We start from the raw sequence: 14,514 nt of genomic DNA on the forward strand, positions 1-14,514 counted from the left end.
CGGGTCGTCGTCAACGCGGCGGGCGCCTGGGCCGACGAGGTCGCGACGGCGGCCGGCGTACGACCGGTGGGGCTGACCCCGCTGCGCCGCACCGCATTCCTGGTGGACGCCCCGGCCGGGGACCCCGCGACGCACTGGCCGATGGTCGGCGACGTGAACAACACTTTCTACTTCAAACCGGAGTCGGGACGCCTGCTGGTCTCCCCGTGCGACACCACCCCGACGCCGCCCGGCGACGCCCGCCCCGACGACCTCGACGTGGCGATCGCCGTCGAACGGGTCCGGGAGGCGACCACGCTGGACATCCGCCGGGTCCACCGGGTCTGGGCCGGGCTGCGGACGGCCGCGCCGGACGACGTGCCGGTGATCGGCCCGGCGACGGACGCGCCGGGCTTCCTCTGGATGGCCGGGCTCGGCGGCTACGGCATCCAGACCTCGCCCGCGGCGGGCGCGTTGCTCGCCGCCCTGGCGGTCGACGCCCCGCCGCCCGTCGACCCCGCCCCCTTCTCCCCGACCCGCTTCGCCTGATCCGACCCCGCGCCGCGGCTACGTCGGTCGGCGGCCGTGGTGCGGCCGAGCCGGTCGCGCCTCCCGACAGCGCCGGGACTGGGACGACGGCGCCGGTTCCCGATCGGCGCAGCACGCGGGGGTCCGGCCGGACGAGCCGGCCGGACCCCCGGGCCCCTTCCGGGTCAGCCGCCGAGGCTCGCCGCGGCCGAGGCGATCGCCGGGGCGAAGTAGCTCACCTGGGTGTAGACGCCGGGGTAGGAGGGACGGGCGCAGCCGTTGCCCCAGCTCACGATCCCGACCTGGATCCAGGCGTTGCTCGCGTCACGGCGGAACATCGGGCCGCCCGAGTCCCCCTGGCACGTGTCGATGCCACCGCTGGCGTAGCCCGCGCAGATCTCCTCGCTCGGGATGATGTCGCCCCCGTAGTACGAGTTGCAGGTGGCGTCACTGACGAACGGCACGGTCGCCTTGCGCAGGTAGCGTTGCTGCGCGCCGTTCTCCCGGGTGGCGCCCCAGCCGGCGACCGTGAAGGTGCCGTTGTCGTACGCGGTGCTGGTGGCGATCTTCAGCGTGGGGAGCGTGGTGACCGGCGTCGCCAGCCGGATCAGGGCCCAGTCCTTGCCGGTGCCGTTGTACCCGGGTGCCCGGTAGACGTAGTTGGAGCGCACCTGGATCCGGCTCGACGACTGGAGGTCGACGACGCCCAGGGTGGCGGTGATGCTGGTGTTCGCACCGGTCCCGCCGACGCAGTGCGCAGCCGTCAGCACGAGTTGCGGGCTGTAGAGCGAGCCACCGCAGCCCATGGAGAGCCGGACCATGAAGGGGAACTCCCCCTGCGCGGCCAGCGTCCCACCCACGACGTTCGGCGTCACGTCGGACGCGGGCTTGGCAGCGGCCGGAGCGGCCAGGACGAGCGAACCGGCGGTGACCGCCACCAACGCGACCGCCAGCCGGCCGACGAGTGTGCGCCAACGAACCATGGGAGCCTCCCGAACCTCGCGGCGCGCCGAGACGACGCACCGGCAACCAATGGCGGGAGCCTATGGATATATATCGATGGCTGGCAATGGCCCGACACATCCCGCGTCGGTCATACCGTGGCCCGGCGCGACCTGACCGTCCCACCGGACGCCGCCCGTTTTGCACCAGGACCGCCCGGGTAGGGCCTTGGCATGGATACGAACACGAAGGCACACCTCGTTGGCGGCCCCCGCGACGGCAGCTCCATCGACACGGGCGGCGACGCCCTCCTGGAGGTGGAGATCGACGGGATGATGCACCGCTACGTCCGGACCACGAAGCAGCACGGCGAGGACGGCACGGTCTACAACTACGACGGAATGGTGGCTCCGGACGGCGGGGAACCCGGCGTCGAGGACCCGGCGGCCCGGGTGGCCTCTCCGAAGGCGGACGCGGAAAGCCACGGCGGAAAGCACTGACCTGCCGGTCAGCACCGGCCGGGCGCGGATGAACCGCGGCGGGCCGGGTAAGCAGCCGGCGATCTGGTGGAACGACCGGAGGTCGCGACACGCCGCGACCGGGCGCACGGGCGGGCGGCACAGGCCGGCCCGCCCGGGCGTACGGTCAGTTGTTGCTGATCCAGTTCCAGGCCGACACGACCCACTCGGTCTGCTGGAGATACGCGATCCCGAGACCGGCCAGGAAGACCGCCGTCACCAGGTGCGCCCCGCGCGCGCTGCGCCGCACCCGGCCCAACTGCCGCTCCAGCACCACCCGGCCGAGCAGGCGGGCCAACGCGAACAGGCCGGCGGCCACCAGCAGGCTCAGCAGGAAGATCAGGAACGGGCCGGCGAGATCGCCGCCGCCCGAGATGGCCCAGATCCCCCAGCAGACGAAGGCGAACAGCCCGCCGGCGGCACTCCACTCGCCGCCGCGCTTCAACTGCTCGACATGCCAGCTCAGCGGACGGCGCGGGGCCGGCGCGTCCGGCCAGCCCGTGCCCGTCGGCTCGTGCTCGACGACGGGGAACGGCTCGGTGCGCGACGTGCGGGACTGCCCGACCGAGGCCACCCCCCGCCGGTACGGGTCGCGCTGCGGCGGCACCTCGGCACCGGGCTGCGGCGGTACCTCGACGGTCCGCTCGGCCCACGGCTGCGTCTGGTCGACCATCTCGTCCCCTCCCCTGGACCGACGGCGACCACCGGCCGCCGTCTGTTTCGAGGGTAGCCAGCCGGCAAACCGTCCGCCGATCCCGGAGGGGCGCACGGGCGGGTCGCCGAGGCCCCGCGCCTGCCCGACCGGGTGGCGGGCGGGGGCCGGCGCCGGTCGTCCCGGGGCGGTACGGTCTGCTGATGGGGGACGTGGAACGACGCCGGCGCCGGCTACGGCACCCGACCGGAGATGCGGGCGGGGCCGAGAGGCCGAACGCGGCGACCAGCGGGGTGCACGACAGCCCCGAGCCGCCACGCGGCCGCCGGGGCGGCTCAGGTGACGAGGGCGAACGCGGCCTGCGCGGGCTGGTAGGGCCCGGCTCGTCCCAGGTGAGCGTGACGGCCGCGATGCGGGCCCGCGACGCCGCCCGCCCCACGGAGCAGGACCTGGCCGAGGCCGAGGAGCGGGTGATGATCATCCGCCGCAACTGGACACCGCGCGAGGACCTACCCCGCCGCTGACGACCTGCCCCGCGTCCCCCACCGCCGCACGATCCCCCACCGCCGCACGATCCGCCGCCGCCGCACGATCCGCCGCCGCCGCAGATCTTGGCGAGAAATGGCCCCTGTGGGGGCCTGATCCGTCCAAGATCTACGCCAGGCGACCACACAGCCACACCGGCCAAGCAGCCAGGTCGACAGACGGGCTGCCAGGCCGAGGGGTGGTCAGGGGAGCCTGGGGAGCTGGCGGGTGGTCTCGTAGTCGGCCATCTGGGTGATCCGGCGGGCGTGCCGCTCGTTGCCGGAGAACGGCGTGGTCAGGAACGCCTCGACGATGGCGGTGGCCTCGTCCAGCGTGTGCTGCCGGGCGCCGACCGCGACGATGTTCGCGTCGTTGTGCTCGCGGGCCAGCTGGGCGGTGTCGACGCTCCAGGCGAGGGCGGCCCGGACGCCGGCCACCTTGTTCGCGGCGATCTGCTCGCCGTTGCCCGAGCCGCCGATGACCACCCCGAGGCTGCCCCCGTCGGCCACCACCCGGTCACCGGTGTGCAGGCAGAAGGCCGGGTAGTCGTCGTCCGGGTCGTAGCCGTGCGGGCCGACGTCGACCACGTCGTACCCCTGCTTGGCCAGGTGGTTGACCAGGTGCACCTTCAGCTCGAAACCGGCGTGGTCGGATCCCAGGTAGACGCGCATACCGCGCAGTCTGTCAGGCGCGCCTCCGGGACGACGCGCGGGCGGCGCCCCGGAGGCGGATTCGTCACAACTCAGCGGGACAGCTCGGCGACCACCAGGCCGCCGCGCGCCTTCGGGGTGAACCAGGTGCTCTTGCGCGGCATCTTCTCCCGGGCCAGGTTCACCGCCACGAAGTCGTCGACGGTCACCGGGGCGATCAGCACGGCCAGCTCGGCCCGGCCCGCGTCGACCTCGCCGGTCAGCCAGCTCGCCGGGTAGTCGCCGCCGACGTAGGTGATCCGCTTGTCGCCCGGGTCCAGCCCGAGCGCGTCGCGCAGCAGCAGCCGCTCGACCAGGGCGTGGTCCAGGTTCTCCAACCGGTTGTCGCCGATGTGCGGCAGGGCGACCGCGTACCCCCGGCCGGGGAGGCGGAGGTGGACGGTGCCGCCGGTCGCCGGCACCTCGACCGGGCCGTCGATCGGGGTGACCTCCGCGCCGGTGGCGCGGAGCCGGTCGAGCAGCTCGTCGGCGGTGGCGGTGGTCAGCTCGCTGACCAGCCGGTTGTAGGGCTGGATCGCCACGGACGCCGGCGTCGTGATCACGGACAGGAAACGCGGCAGACCGCCGGTCTGCGCGGCCAGGCTGCGGTGGTTGCCGTCGGCCACGACCAGCTCGCCGCCGCCCGCCAGGGCGGTCAGCTCGTCCTGGCGCGGGCCGGGCCCGACCAGCCAGATGGCGTGGGTGCGCCCGGCCTGGTCGGTGTCGGTCGCGGCCGGGGCGCCGGCCGCGTCGCTCGCCGCCGCGAGGGCGGCGTGCAGCTCGTCGCCGCGCCCGGTTTGGAGCAGGAGTACGGGCGACAGCAGGTGGCCCAGCGCCTCGGCCAGGGCCACCCGCTCCCGCACCTTGGCGATGAAGACGTCCTCGTTGCGGATGACCAGGCCTGGCTCGTCGGCCCGGGTGGAGATCTGGTCGGTGTCGACCATGGCGAAGAGGCCGTACGCGTTCTCCTCACCGGGGGCGCTGATCCGGTAGAGGACCACGACCTGCTCCGCCGGGGTGTAGCTGCCGTCGGCCTTGGCCTCGGCGAGACGGGTCACCGCGTCCGGCAGGGCGTCGAGGAAGGACTTCCCCAGGCTCTCCGGCGCCCGGTGCGGCATCTCGATGCCGAGAGCACTGTGCGGGTTCGCCTCGATGATCGCGGTGATCTCCGCGTCGTCGGCGAACTCGTCGTAGTTCTGCGCGCCGGTGCCGCCAGTGGTGATCCAGGCCCGGGCGATCGGATGCACGACCGTCATGTGCGCAGACGCTACCGGCGACGGCGGTGCCGCCGATGCGGGACCCGCTCGGCGTCCACCAGTTGAAAGAGCTACGGGCGGAATGCCAGGTTCAGGACGTGCGGTCGGGCTGGCCCGACCCGCGGCGGTGCCGGCCTGCCGGCGCGGGAGCGCCACCCGGTCGGCGGCCCGGCGCGCCCGGCCCGGCGGACAGGATCCTGCGCAGCCCGGTCGGCGCGCCGGCCCGATGCTCTGCCGGCACCGGCCGGGACCCGGTCGGCGGGGTGGGCTGCTGCCCGGTCGGCGGGACGGACCCGGCGGGAGTCGTGGGCCGTGGTTCGGCCGGCGGGGTGGGCCGGGGTTCGGCGGGCGTGCCGGGCCGGCGTTCAGCCGGCGGGGTGAGCCGGGAGGTGACCGGCACGCGGGCGACACCGACCACGATCGGCGGGGCGAGCAGGTCCACCATGTGAGCGGGCAGGTCGGGGCGGACCGCCGGCCAGCGGGAGTCGTCGACCGACCAGTACGCCGTGTCCGGCCCTCCGGTCACCCCCTCCCGGCTCGACGGATCGTCACCGGACGCACGGTGCTTTGCCATCGGAACTGCCTCCACGAGCTGCGGGTGTGCGGCCCTGCGGGTCGCTGCGGCGGACACCGGGGCCAACGATCCCGTCACCGCCCTGGTGACGCCCGCCCCACCCGGCACCTCCCCCGACGCTCAAGGGGTCGTGTCGGGAACCGGGTGGGATCCGACGCGACCCCCTGCCGCCTCGCTGTCAGTCGAAGATGGGTCCGAGCTCCCGGGAGCGCTTCAGCTCGTAGAAGCCCGGGGTGCCGGCGACCAGCAGGACACCGTCCCAGAGCCGGCCGGCGGCCTCACCCTTCGGGGCCGGCGTGATCACCGGGCCGAAGAAGGCCACCGTGCCGCCGTCCGGGCCGGGCGCGTGGATCACGGGAGTGCCGACATCGGTGCCGACCGGGCGCATGCCGGCCTCGTGGCTGGCCCGCAGCGCCTCGTCGTAGCCGGCCCCCTCGGCGGCGTCGGCCAGCGTCGGGTCGAGCCCCGCGTCGGCCAGCGCGGCCACGAACAGCTCCGGCGAGATCTTCTCCTGCCCGAGGTGGATCCGGGTGCCGAGCGCGGTGTAGAGCTTCCGGACGGCGTCCTGCCCGTACCGCTGCTCCACCGCGATGCAGACCCGCACCGGGCCCCAACCGGTCCGCATCAGCTCCTGGTACTGCTCGGGCAGTTCCCGGCCCTCGTTGAGCACCGACAGGCTCATCACCCGGAAGCGGATGTCCACTTCCCGGACCTGCTCGACCTCCAGCAGCCACCGGGAGGTGATCCAGGCCCACGGGCAGAGGGGGTCGAAGAACATGTCTACGGCGGCACGCTCGCTCACGGTGAGTCCCTTCGCGACGGGTGGCGCCGGCCTCCCGGCGCCTTGCCCGATCTTCACCCCGCCGGGTGTCGCCCGGCACCGGAATGAGAGCGTGACCTCGCCCACCACAGGGCGTTCGTGCATGGAAGACTCGAATCCGGCCGTCACGAGCGGTCGATGACGACGCCACCAGGGCGTCCGGCGAGAACGGGATGGAGACGAACAGTGCCGGGAGTGCGCAATCTGACGCAGGTCGAGGCCACCGAGCGGGCCCGACTGCTCGACGTGACCGGGTACGACATCACTCTGGACCTCTCGTCCGCCCCTCAAGCGGCCGAGGGTCGCACCTTCCGCTCGACGACGGAGGTCCGGTTCAGGTGCACGGAGCCCGGCGCGAGCACCTTCATCGAGCTGGCCGCCGACTCCGTGCGGTCGGCGACGCTGAACGGCGCCCCGGTGGACCTGAGCGACTGGTCGGCCGAGAAGGGCCTGACGCTGTCAGGACTCGACAGTGACAACACGCTGCTGGTCGACGCGGACTTCGCGTACTCGAACAGCGGGCAGGGCCTGCACCGCACCGTCGACCCGGTCGACGGTGAGACCTACCTCTACAGCCAGTTCGAGACGGCCGACGCCCAGCGCGTCTACGCCTGCTTCGACCAGCCCGACCTGAAGAGCGTCTACACCTGGCACGCCACCGTCCCGGGCCACTGGAAGGTGGTCTCGAACATGCCGGTGGAGCGCGAGGAGGCGGCCGGCGAGGGCCTCAAGACGGTCCACCTCACCACCTCGGCGCGGATGAGCACCTACATCACCGCCCTCTGCGCGGGGCCGTACCACGAGGTGCGCGAGACCCACGACGGCATCGACCTCGGGGCGTTCTGCCGGGCCTCGATGGCGCAGTACCTCGACTCGGACGACCTCTTCCTGATCACCAAGCAGGGCTTCGACTTCTTCCACGAGAAGTTCGGCGTGCGCTACCCGCTGCCGAAGTACGACCAGCTCTGGGTGCCCGACTTCAACGCCGGCGCGATGGAGAACTTCGGCTGCGTCACGCACGCCGAGGCGCACTACATCTTCCGCTCGCAGGTCACCGACTACGAGTACGAGCAGCGGGCGAACACGATCCTGCACGAGCTGGCGCACATGTGGTTCGGTGACCTGGTCACCATGCGCTGGTGGAACGACCTGTGGCTGAACGAGTCGTTCGCCGAGTGGGCGAGCCACTGGTGCAACACGAACGCCACCCGGTTCGGCGACGCCTGGACGACGTTCCTGTCCATCCGGAAGAACTGGGGCTACCGGCAGGACCAGCTCTCCTCCACCCACCCGGTCTACTGCGAGATGCCGGACCTGGAGGCCGTCGAGGTCAACTTCGACGGCATCACCTACGCCAAGGGCGCGAGCGTACTCAAGCAGCTGGTCGCGTACGTCGGCGAGGAGCCCTTCGTGGCCGGCCTGCGGGCCTACTTCGGCAAGCACGCGTGGGGCAACGCCACCTTCGACGACCTGCTCTCCGAGCTGGAGGCGGCCTCCGGCCGGGAGCTGCGCAAGTTCGCCGCCCAGTGGCTGGAGACGGCGCAGGTCAACACCCTGCGGCCGGAGCTGACGATCGGCGCGGACGGCAGCTACGAGCGGGTCGTGATCCACCAGGAGGCGCCCGCCGCGCACCCGACGCTGCGTACCCACCGGATCGGGGTGGGCCTCTACGACCTCACCGACGGCCGGCTGGTCCGGCGCGAGCGGCACGAGGTCGACGTCACCGGCGAGCGGACCGAGGTGACCGCGTTGAGCGGGGTGCCCGCCGCCGACGTGCTGCTGCTCAACGACGACGACCTCACCTACACCAAGCTGCGCCTCGACGAGCGGTCGATGGCCACCGTGGTGCAGCACATCGCCGGCCTGGAGTCGTCGCTGGCCCGCGCGCTGTGCTGGACGGCTGCCTGGGACATGACCCGCGACTCCGAACTCGCGGCCCGTGACTACGTGGCGCTGGTGCTGGCCGGGTTGCCCGCCGAGGCCGACATCAACCTGGTCAACGCGACCCTGCGCCAGGCCACCACGGCACTCGTCTTCTACGCCGACCCGGCCTGGGCGCCGACCGGCTGGGCGGAGCTGGCCCGCACCGCGCGGACGGCGTTGACGGCGGCGGAACCAGGCAGCGGCTTCCAGCTCACCTGGGCCCGCGCGTACGCCTCGGCGGCCCGGTCCGCCGAGGACCTGGCCGTCCTGCGCGGCTGGCTGGCCGGCACCGACGTCCCGGCCGGCCTGGCCATCGACACCGAGCTGCGCTGGGCGCTGCTGGACACCCTGGTCGCCAACGGCGCGGCCGGTCCCGCCGAGATCGAGGCCGAACTGGCCGGCGACCGGACGGCCAGCGGCGAGCGGGAGGCCGCGTACGCGCACGCGCTGGTGCCGACGGCGGAGAACAAGGCCGCCGTCTGGGCCGAGCTGACCGGCCCGGACGCGCTGCCGAACTGGCGCAACCGGGCGCTGTTGCAGGGCCTCGTCCACCCGGCGCAGCTCGAGTTGTCGACGCCCTACCGGGAGAAGTACTTCGCCACGGTGGCCCAGGTCTGGGCCAGCCGGGACAGCGAGCCGGCGCAGGAGTTCGCGCTGCTGGCGTACCCGACGCACCTGGTGGACGACGACACCGTGGCCGCCACCGACGCGTGGTTGGCCGGCGACGGCCACCCGGCGTCGCTGCGCCGGCTCGTGGCCGAGGGCCGCGACGGCGTCGTCCGCGCCCTGCGGGCCCGCGCGAAGGACGGCGCCAGCGCCTGACGTCGCCCCGGCACGACGAAGCCCGGTCCGCATGGCGCGGACCGGGCTTCGGTGCTTACGGGCTCAGCCCCGGCCGGCGTGGCTGGCGAGCTGGTCGAGACCGTTGATGATGCCGCCCGCGAGGTCGCCGCCGCCGAAGGCCGCCACCATGGACAGCGCGGCGAGCCGGGCGTACGTGTCCGGGATGCGCTTGCGGGCGCGCCGGCCGGTGACGATCTCCAGCTGCCGCTGGTTGGGCGACACCGCGATCAGCACCGAGTTGTCGGGCTCGGCGAGCTGGCGGTGCAGCCGCTCGGCGTGCTCCCGGATCGGCTCGTCGAGGCCGCCGACGAACACCGAGAAGACCAGGCCGGTGCCCCGGTCGGCCAGGCGCAGGGCCTCGTCGATGCGCAGCAGCTGGCGGGTCGAGAACGGCCCGTCCAGCACCTCGGGCGGGTTCCCCGTCCCGGCCTGCTTCTCACCAACGGTCACTTGCGCCTCCGGTTCCACCGGCCGGCGCCTCGATGCCGGCCTGCTCCTGCTTGCGGCTGGTCAGCGCCGGCGCCTGCGCGCCCGCTGCCAGTGCGGTGCCGGCCGAGTCGGCCAGCTGCTCCGGCCGGCCCAGGAACCAGACCGGAGTGAAGTCGAAGGACCGGCCCGGCCGGTAGCGCCTGGCGCCGCCACCGCCGCCGCCACGGCTACCGGCGTACGCCAGACCGGCGATCACCAGCACCGCGGCCGCCGGGATGCCGACGAAGACCAGCAACGTCTCGGTTACAGACAATCCCAACGCCCCCAGGCGGAAGAAGAGACCTTAAGATCCGGGTCGGGTGGACGATCATGGCGCCGACCTCCCGACACCGCTGCTATTCACGTTAGCGGAGCCGGTGGCCCGCCAGATTGCGGGGTGGCGATCCCATCCGCCACTGGAGTGCTCCAGTTGCGCAGCGGTGGCGATCAACCTCGCGTCGTCGCCGTACCGACCGGTGAGCAGCACCCCCACGGGCAGGCCCTCGGCCGTGACGCCCACCGGCAGCGACACGGACGGATCGCCGGTGACGTTGAACACGGCGCAGTACGGCGAAAACCGGCGTTGCCGGTCGAAATCCTCCGCCGGGTCGCCACCCTCGGTGAACCAGCCCAGCGGCGCCTGCGGCGCGGCGAGGGTGGGGCAGAGCAGCAGGTCGCAGCCGGCGGTGCGGCGGACTCCGAGGCGCACCTGGGCCTGCAGCTCACCCAGCGTGGCGGTGAGCGTGCCGGCGGAGATCTCCGCGCCCCGGGCGCGCAGGTGCCGGGTCAACGGCAGCAGCTCGCTCTCCCGCTCGATCGGCACGGGCGCGAGCGCCAGCACGTACCAGACGATCTCGAACAGCGGCCAGACAGCGGGCCCGAGCGGCGCGGGAACGTCGACCACCTCGTGGCCGGCGGCGGTGAGCAGCGCGGCCGCCCGGTCCACGGCGGCGAGGCAGTCGGGGTGGACCGGCTCGTCGGCGAGCATCGGCGCGGTGAACCGCCCGACGCGCAGCCGGCCCGGGTCGGCCGCCCGCGCCGCGCCGAGCCAGCCGCCCGGAGGCGGGGCGGGCGCCAGGTAGGGCTCGCCCGGCACCGGCCGGGCCAGCACGTCGAGCAGCGCCGCCACGTCGGCGACCGTCCGCCCGATGGGCCCGTTGGTGGGCAGGCCGTAGCCGCCCGAGCCGACCGGGCCGCCGGAGACCAGGCCTCGGCTCGGCTTGTAGCCGACCAGGCCGCACAGCGACGCGGGGATGCGCAGCGAGCCGCCGCCGTCGGAGCCCTGGGCGATCGGCACCAGCCCGGCCGCGACGGCCGCCGCCGCCCCGCCGCTGGAGCCACCCGCGGTGTACGCCAGGTCCCACGGGTTGCGGGCGGGCGGCGCGACCAACCCCTCCGAGTAGAGCGAACAGCCCAGCTCGGAGGTGGTGGTCTTGCCCAGGCTGACCAGCCTGGCCGCCGCCATGAACCGGACCACGTCGGCGTCCACCGGCGGCACGAAGTCGGCGAACGCCGCCGAGCCGAAGGTGGTGCGCACGCCAGCGGTGAGGGTCAGGTCCTTGATCGCGGTCGGCACGCCGTGCAACGGGCCACGCTGCTCGGCCGGCACGGCGTCGGCGGCGCGCGCCGGCGTGCGGGCCGCCTCGGGGGTGACCGTGACGAACGCGCCGACGGTGTCGCCGAGCGCGTCGACCCGCGTCAGGTGGTGCTCGACCAGCTCGACGCTGGACAGCTCGCCCCGGGCGATCGCGGCGGCCTGCTCCAGCGCGGTCAGGTCGTGCGGCTCGGCCATCCCGTCATCCTGCCTGGTTCGGCCCCCGCTCGCCGGGCGACACGGCCGGGCCGGTCCCGCGACGGGCGCCATATCCCCCTGACATGACCCGACCGGGATGTTCCCCGCCGCCTCCGGGTGCGGAGTATTGACTTAGATCAATGTTGATCGATGTCTATCGGTGGCCCGGCGACCGGGTCACCTTCCACCGCCACAGGGGAGCGTCCGACGTGCAACCCATACCCGACCTTCACCCCCGCCCGGACCGGCGCTGGTCCACGCGCGCCGCCCGGCCGCTGCTGGCTCTCGCCCTGCTCGGCGCGAGCCTGGCCGCCACCCCCGCCGCACCGGCCGGCGCCCGGGACGTGCCCCCGGCCACGCCGCTCGCGGCCAACCCGTACGAGCGTGGGCCGGCACCCACCGTGGCCAGCATCGAAGCCACCCGCGGCCCGTTCGCCATCGCGCAGACCACCGTCGCCGCCGGCACCGTCAGCGGCTTCGGCGGCGGGACGATCTACTACCCGACCAGCACCGCCGAGGGCACCTTCGGCGCGGTGGCCATCTCCCCCGGCTTCACCGCGCGCCAGTCCAGCGTCGCCTGGCTCGGCCCGCGCCTGGCCTCGCAGGGCTTCGTCGTCATCACCATCGACACCCTGTCCGTGTACGACCAGCCGGCCAGCCGCGGCAGCCAACTGCTGGCCGCCCTGGACCACCTGACGAACAGCAGCACGGTCCGCACCCGGATCGACCGGAACCGGCTCGCCGTGATGGGCCACTCGATGGGCGGCGGGGGCAGCCTGTCGGCGGCCAACACCCGGCCCACGTTGCAGGCGGCGATCCCGCTGACCGGCTGGCACACCGTCAAGAACTGGTCGTCGGTGCGCGTACCGACCCTGGTCGTCGGCGCCGAGAACGATTCGGTGGCACCCGTCTCGTCGCACTCGGAGCCGTTCTACACCAGCCTGCCGGCCACCCTCGACAAGGCGTACCTGGAGTTGAACGCGGCGAGCCACTCCGCGCCCACCTCGTCGAACGTGACGGTGGCGAAGTACAGCATCTCCTGGCTCAAGCGGTTCGTCGACGACGACACCCGCTACGAGCAGTTTCTCTGCCCCGCCCCGCGGGGAACGGCGATCGAGGAGTACCGGGACACCTGCCCGCACTCCTGAGACGGGCCGTCGTCCGTGCGCTCGTCCCGGGCCGGTCGTGTCAGGCGACCGGCCCGGACCGTCGGTAGCAGGGTGGATCGGCGGCAGCTCGCGGACGGCGTACCGTCGTCAGCGGCCGAGGAAGCGCAGCGCGTTGCCGCCGAGCAGCATCCCGCGCTGTTCCCCGGTCAGGAAGTCCGCCTCGTGCACCACCCGGCCGACCGGCCGCTCCCCCAGCGGGTACGGGTAGTCGCTGCCCACCAGCACCCGGTCGGCGCCCATCGTGTCGACAAGCAGCCGCAGCGCCGGCGCGGAGAAGACCACCGAGTCGACGCAGAACCGGTCCACGTACGAGCTGGGCGGGGCGGAGGACGAGCCGCGGACCAGGTCACCCCGGCGGTGCCAGGCGTTGTCGGCGCGGCCCAGCCAGAACGGGAGGCTGCCGCCGCCGTGGGCGAAGCAGATCCGCAGCGTCTCGGGCACCCGGTCGAAGACGCCGCCGAGGATGAGCGCCAGCACCGACAGGTGCGTCTCGGCGGGCATCCCGACGAGCCAACGGGCCATCCACCGGTCCAGCCGGGGGCCGCCCGGCATGTCCCAGGGGTGCACGAAGACCGGCGCGCCCACCTCGGCGCAGTGCGTCAGGAACTCCACGATCCCGGCGTCGTCCAGGTCACGGTCGCCGACGTGGTTGCCGATCTCCACACCGGCGTGGCCCGCCCCCAGGCAGCGGTCCAGCTCGGCGCAGGCCGCCTCCGGGTCCTGCAACGGCACCTGGCAGAACGGCACCAGCCGGTCGCCCCCTGCGGCGGTGACCTCCAGGGTGAGGTCGTTGAAGATCCGCGCGACCTTCACCGCCTGGTCGGCCGGGCGGTCGTAGCCGAAGAAGACCGGGGTGGGCGAGACGACCTGCACGTCCACGCCGTCGGCGTCCATGTCGCCGAGCCGGGTCGGCGCGTCCCAGCACTCCGCCCCGACCGGGCGGAACTCCGTCTCCCCCACCATGATCATGGCTGCGCGTTCGGAGTCGATCCGCAGCCAGGGCCAGTCGGACCCGCCGCACTCCGCGCCGAGGTCCGGCCACCCCTTCGGTACGACGTGCGTGTGCACGTCGACGACCGGAGGCCGCACCGACCCGGACCCGGCGGGCATCAGCCCTTGCCCGGGTGCAGGGCGCCGCAGTTGCCGCAGGTGCGCGCGGCCTCGTCGGCGTAGAAGGCCTGGAAGACCGGCGGCAGGTCGGCGGCGATGTCCCGCACCTGCAACTCGACCTCGTGCACCTTGTGCCCGCACTCGGTGCAGTACCACTGGAACTTCTCCAGCGTGCCCTCCTCGCGGACCCGCTCCACGACCACTCCGATGGAGCCGGCCTCGGGACGCTGCGGGGAGTGCGGGGTGTTGCGCGGCAGCATCCACATCTGGCCCTCGCGCACGTGCACCGTACGCGGCCCCTCCGGGAGCATCAGGTTGATGTGCATGTTGCCCTTGACCTGGTAGAAGAACTCCTCGTACGGGTCGACGTGGAAGTCGGTGCGCTGGTTGGGCCCGCCCACCACCATCACGATGAAGTCGTCCCCGCCCGGGAACATCTCCTTGTTGCCGACCGGCGGCTTGAGCAGGTGCTGGTTCTCCGCGATCCAGCCCGGGAAGCTGAACGGCTCCGCGATCTCACTCACGACTGACCTCCTGACGGAAGAAGGGCCACGGCCTGGATTTCGATGAGTAGGTGTGGGTGGGGTAGTTGGTGGACGGCGACGGTGGTGCGGGTGGGTCCGGTGGTGTTGAAGTATTCGGCCCAGACCTGGTTGTAGCCGCCGAAGTCGTTCATGTTGACGAGGTAGGTGGTGACCTGGACGAGGTCGGTGAGGTCGGCGCCGA

At 73.2% G+C, this 14,514-nt stretch carries 17 protein-coding genes; 5 read left to right on the forward strand and 12 right to left on the reverse strand.

Features of this window, described 5'->3' with window-relative positions:
* Window positions 1–528: FAD-binding oxidoreductase (locus ABZ809_RS33850; protein WP_357566732.1), on the forward strand; the 528-nt coding region annotated here is incomplete at its 5' end.
* 164 nt (window positions 529–692) lie between these two features.
* On the opposite strand, the gene ABZ809_RS33855 is transcribed toward ABZ809_RS33850, so the two are convergent.
* Entirely contained in the window at window positions 693–1,490 is a 798-nt protein-coding gene (locus ABZ809_RS33855) for a serine protease (RefSeq protein ID WP_357566733.1), read from the reverse strand.
* Between the two features lie 192 nt (window positions 1,491–1,682).
* On the opposite strand from ABZ809_RS33855, the gene ABZ809_RS33860 reads away from it, so the two are divergent.
* The gene (locus ABZ809_RS33860) at window positions 1,683–1,949 is read left to right on the forward strand and encodes a hypothetical protein (protein WP_357566734.1); all 267 of its coding nucleotides are present in this window, start codon (window positions 1,683–1,685) and stop codon (window positions 1,947–1,949) included.
* 145 nt (window positions 1,950–2,094) lie between these two features.
* Here the strand turns inward: ABZ809_RS33860 and ABZ809_RS33865 are convergent, their stop codons facing one another.
* On the reverse strand, window positions 2,095–2,640 hold the full coding sequence (locus ABZ809_RS33865; RefSeq protein WP_357566735.1) for a hypothetical protein: 546 nt from the start codon (window positions 2,638–2,640) through the stop codon (window positions 2,095–2,097).
* Window positions 2,641–2,822: 182 nt separating this feature from the next.
* Here ABZ809_RS33865 and ABZ809_RS33870 point away from each other — a divergent pair, with 182 nt between their 5' ends.
* Complete coding sequence (locus tag ABZ809_RS33870; protein ID WP_357566736.1) at window positions 2,823–3,143, forward strand: hypothetical protein; 321 nt, start codon at window positions 2,823–2,825, stop codon at window positions 3,141–3,143.
* A 204-nt stretch (window positions 3,144–3,347) separates the two neighbouring features.
* Here the strand turns inward: ABZ809_RS33870 and ABZ809_RS33875 are convergent, their stop codons facing one another.
* The 4 genes from ABZ809_RS33875 to ABZ809_RS33890 all read right to left on the reverse strand — a co-directional run bounded on the left by ABZ809_RS33875 (window position 3,348) and on the right by ABZ809_RS33890 (window position 6,465).
* Window positions 3,348–3,815 carry a ribose-5-phosphate isomerase gene (locus ABZ809_RS33875; RefSeq protein WP_357566737.1) on the reverse strand — a complete coding sequence of 156 codons (468 nt, stop codon included), beginning with the start codon at window positions 3,813–3,815 and terminating at the stop codon, window positions 3,348–3,350.
* A gap of 71 nt (window positions 3,816–3,886) precedes the next feature.
* A complete protein-coding gene (locus tag ABZ809_RS33880) occupies window positions 3,887–5,089 on the reverse strand; it encodes a DUF1015 family protein (RefSeq protein ID WP_357566738.1) in 1,203 nt (400 codons plus the stop codon).
* Between the two features lie 91 nt (window positions 5,090–5,180).
* Window positions 5,181–5,663: a hypothetical protein gene (locus ABZ809_RS33885; RefSeq protein ID WP_357566739.1), complete on the reverse strand. Its 483-nt coding sequence runs from the start codon at window positions 5,661–5,663 to the stop codon at window positions 5,181–5,183.
* Window positions 5,664–5,841: 178 nt separating this feature from the next.
* Window positions 5,842–6,465 (reverse strand): disulfide bond formation protein DsbA, encoded by a 624-nt coding sequence (locus tag ABZ809_RS33890; protein WP_357566740.1) that lies wholly within the window; start codon window positions 6,463–6,465, stop codon window positions 5,842–5,844.
* Between the two features lie 213 nt (window positions 6,466–6,678).
* Here ABZ809_RS33890 and pepN point away from each other — a divergent pair, with 213 nt between their 5' ends.
* Entirely contained in the window at window positions 6,679–9,228 is a 2,550-nt protein-coding gene (gene pepN, locus ABZ809_RS33895; RefSeq protein WP_357566741.1) for an aminopeptidase N, read from the forward strand.
* Window positions 9,229–9,291: 63 nt separating this feature from the next.
* On the opposite strand, the gene ABZ809_RS33900 is transcribed toward pepN, so the two are convergent.
* The 3 genes from ABZ809_RS33900 to ABZ809_RS33910 all read right to left on the reverse strand — a co-directional run bounded on the left by ABZ809_RS33900 (window position 9,292) and on the right by ABZ809_RS33910 (window position 11,509).
* Window positions 9,292–9,699, reverse strand: coding sequence for a DUF5130 family protein (locus tag ABZ809_RS33900; protein WP_357566742.1), 408 nt, complete (start codon window positions 9,697–9,699; stop codon window positions 9,292–9,294).
* Entirely contained in the window at window positions 9,686–9,973 is a 288-nt protein-coding gene (locus tag ABZ809_RS33905) for a hypothetical protein (RefSeq protein ID WP_357566747.1), read from the reverse strand. Before ABZ809_RS33905 ends, ABZ809_RS33900 begins: the two co-directional genes overlap by 14 nt.
* 72 nt (window positions 9,974–10,045) lie before the next feature.
* The gene (locus ABZ809_RS33910) at window positions 10,046–11,509 is read right to left on the reverse strand and encodes an amidase (protein ID WP_357566743.1); all 1,464 of its coding nucleotides are present in this window, start codon (window positions 11,507–11,509) and stop codon (window positions 10,046–10,048) included.
* A 218-nt stretch (window positions 11,510–11,727) separates the two neighbouring features.
* On the opposite strand from ABZ809_RS33910, the gene ABZ809_RS33915 reads away from it, so the two are divergent.
* On the forward strand, window positions 11,728–12,657 hold the full coding sequence (locus tag ABZ809_RS33915) for an alpha/beta hydrolase (protein ID WP_357566748.1): 930 nt from the start codon (window positions 11,728–11,730) through the stop codon (window positions 12,655–12,657).
* A gap of 108 nt (window positions 12,658–12,765) precedes the next feature.
* Here ABZ809_RS33915 and ABZ809_RS33920 read toward each other — a convergent pair whose 3' ends face one another.
* From ABZ809_RS33920 to ABZ809_RS33930, 3 genes are all read right to left on the reverse strand, one after another.
* Window positions 12,766–13,767, reverse strand: coding sequence for an amidohydrolase family protein (locus tag ABZ809_RS33920; protein ID WP_357566744.1), 1,002 nt, complete (start codon window positions 13,765–13,767; stop codon window positions 12,766–12,768).
* Window positions 13,768–13,787: 20 nt separating this feature from the next.
* Window positions 13,788–14,312 (reverse strand): 3-hydroxyanthranilate 3,4-dioxygenase, encoded by a 525-nt coding sequence (locus ABZ809_RS33925; protein ID WP_357566745.1) that lies wholly within the window; start codon window positions 14,310–14,312, stop codon window positions 13,788–13,790.
* A partial coding sequence (locus ABZ809_RS33930; RefSeq protein ID WP_357566746.1) for a RidA family protein occupies window positions 14,309–14,514 on the reverse strand: 206 nt, incomplete at its 5' end. The genes ABZ809_RS33930 and ABZ809_RS33925, both read right to left, overlap by 4 nt.

The organism is Micromonospora sp. NPDC047074 (assembly GCF_040643815.1).
Lineage (GTDB): Bacteria > Actinomycetota > Actinomycetes > Mycobacteriales > Micromonosporaceae > Micromonospora.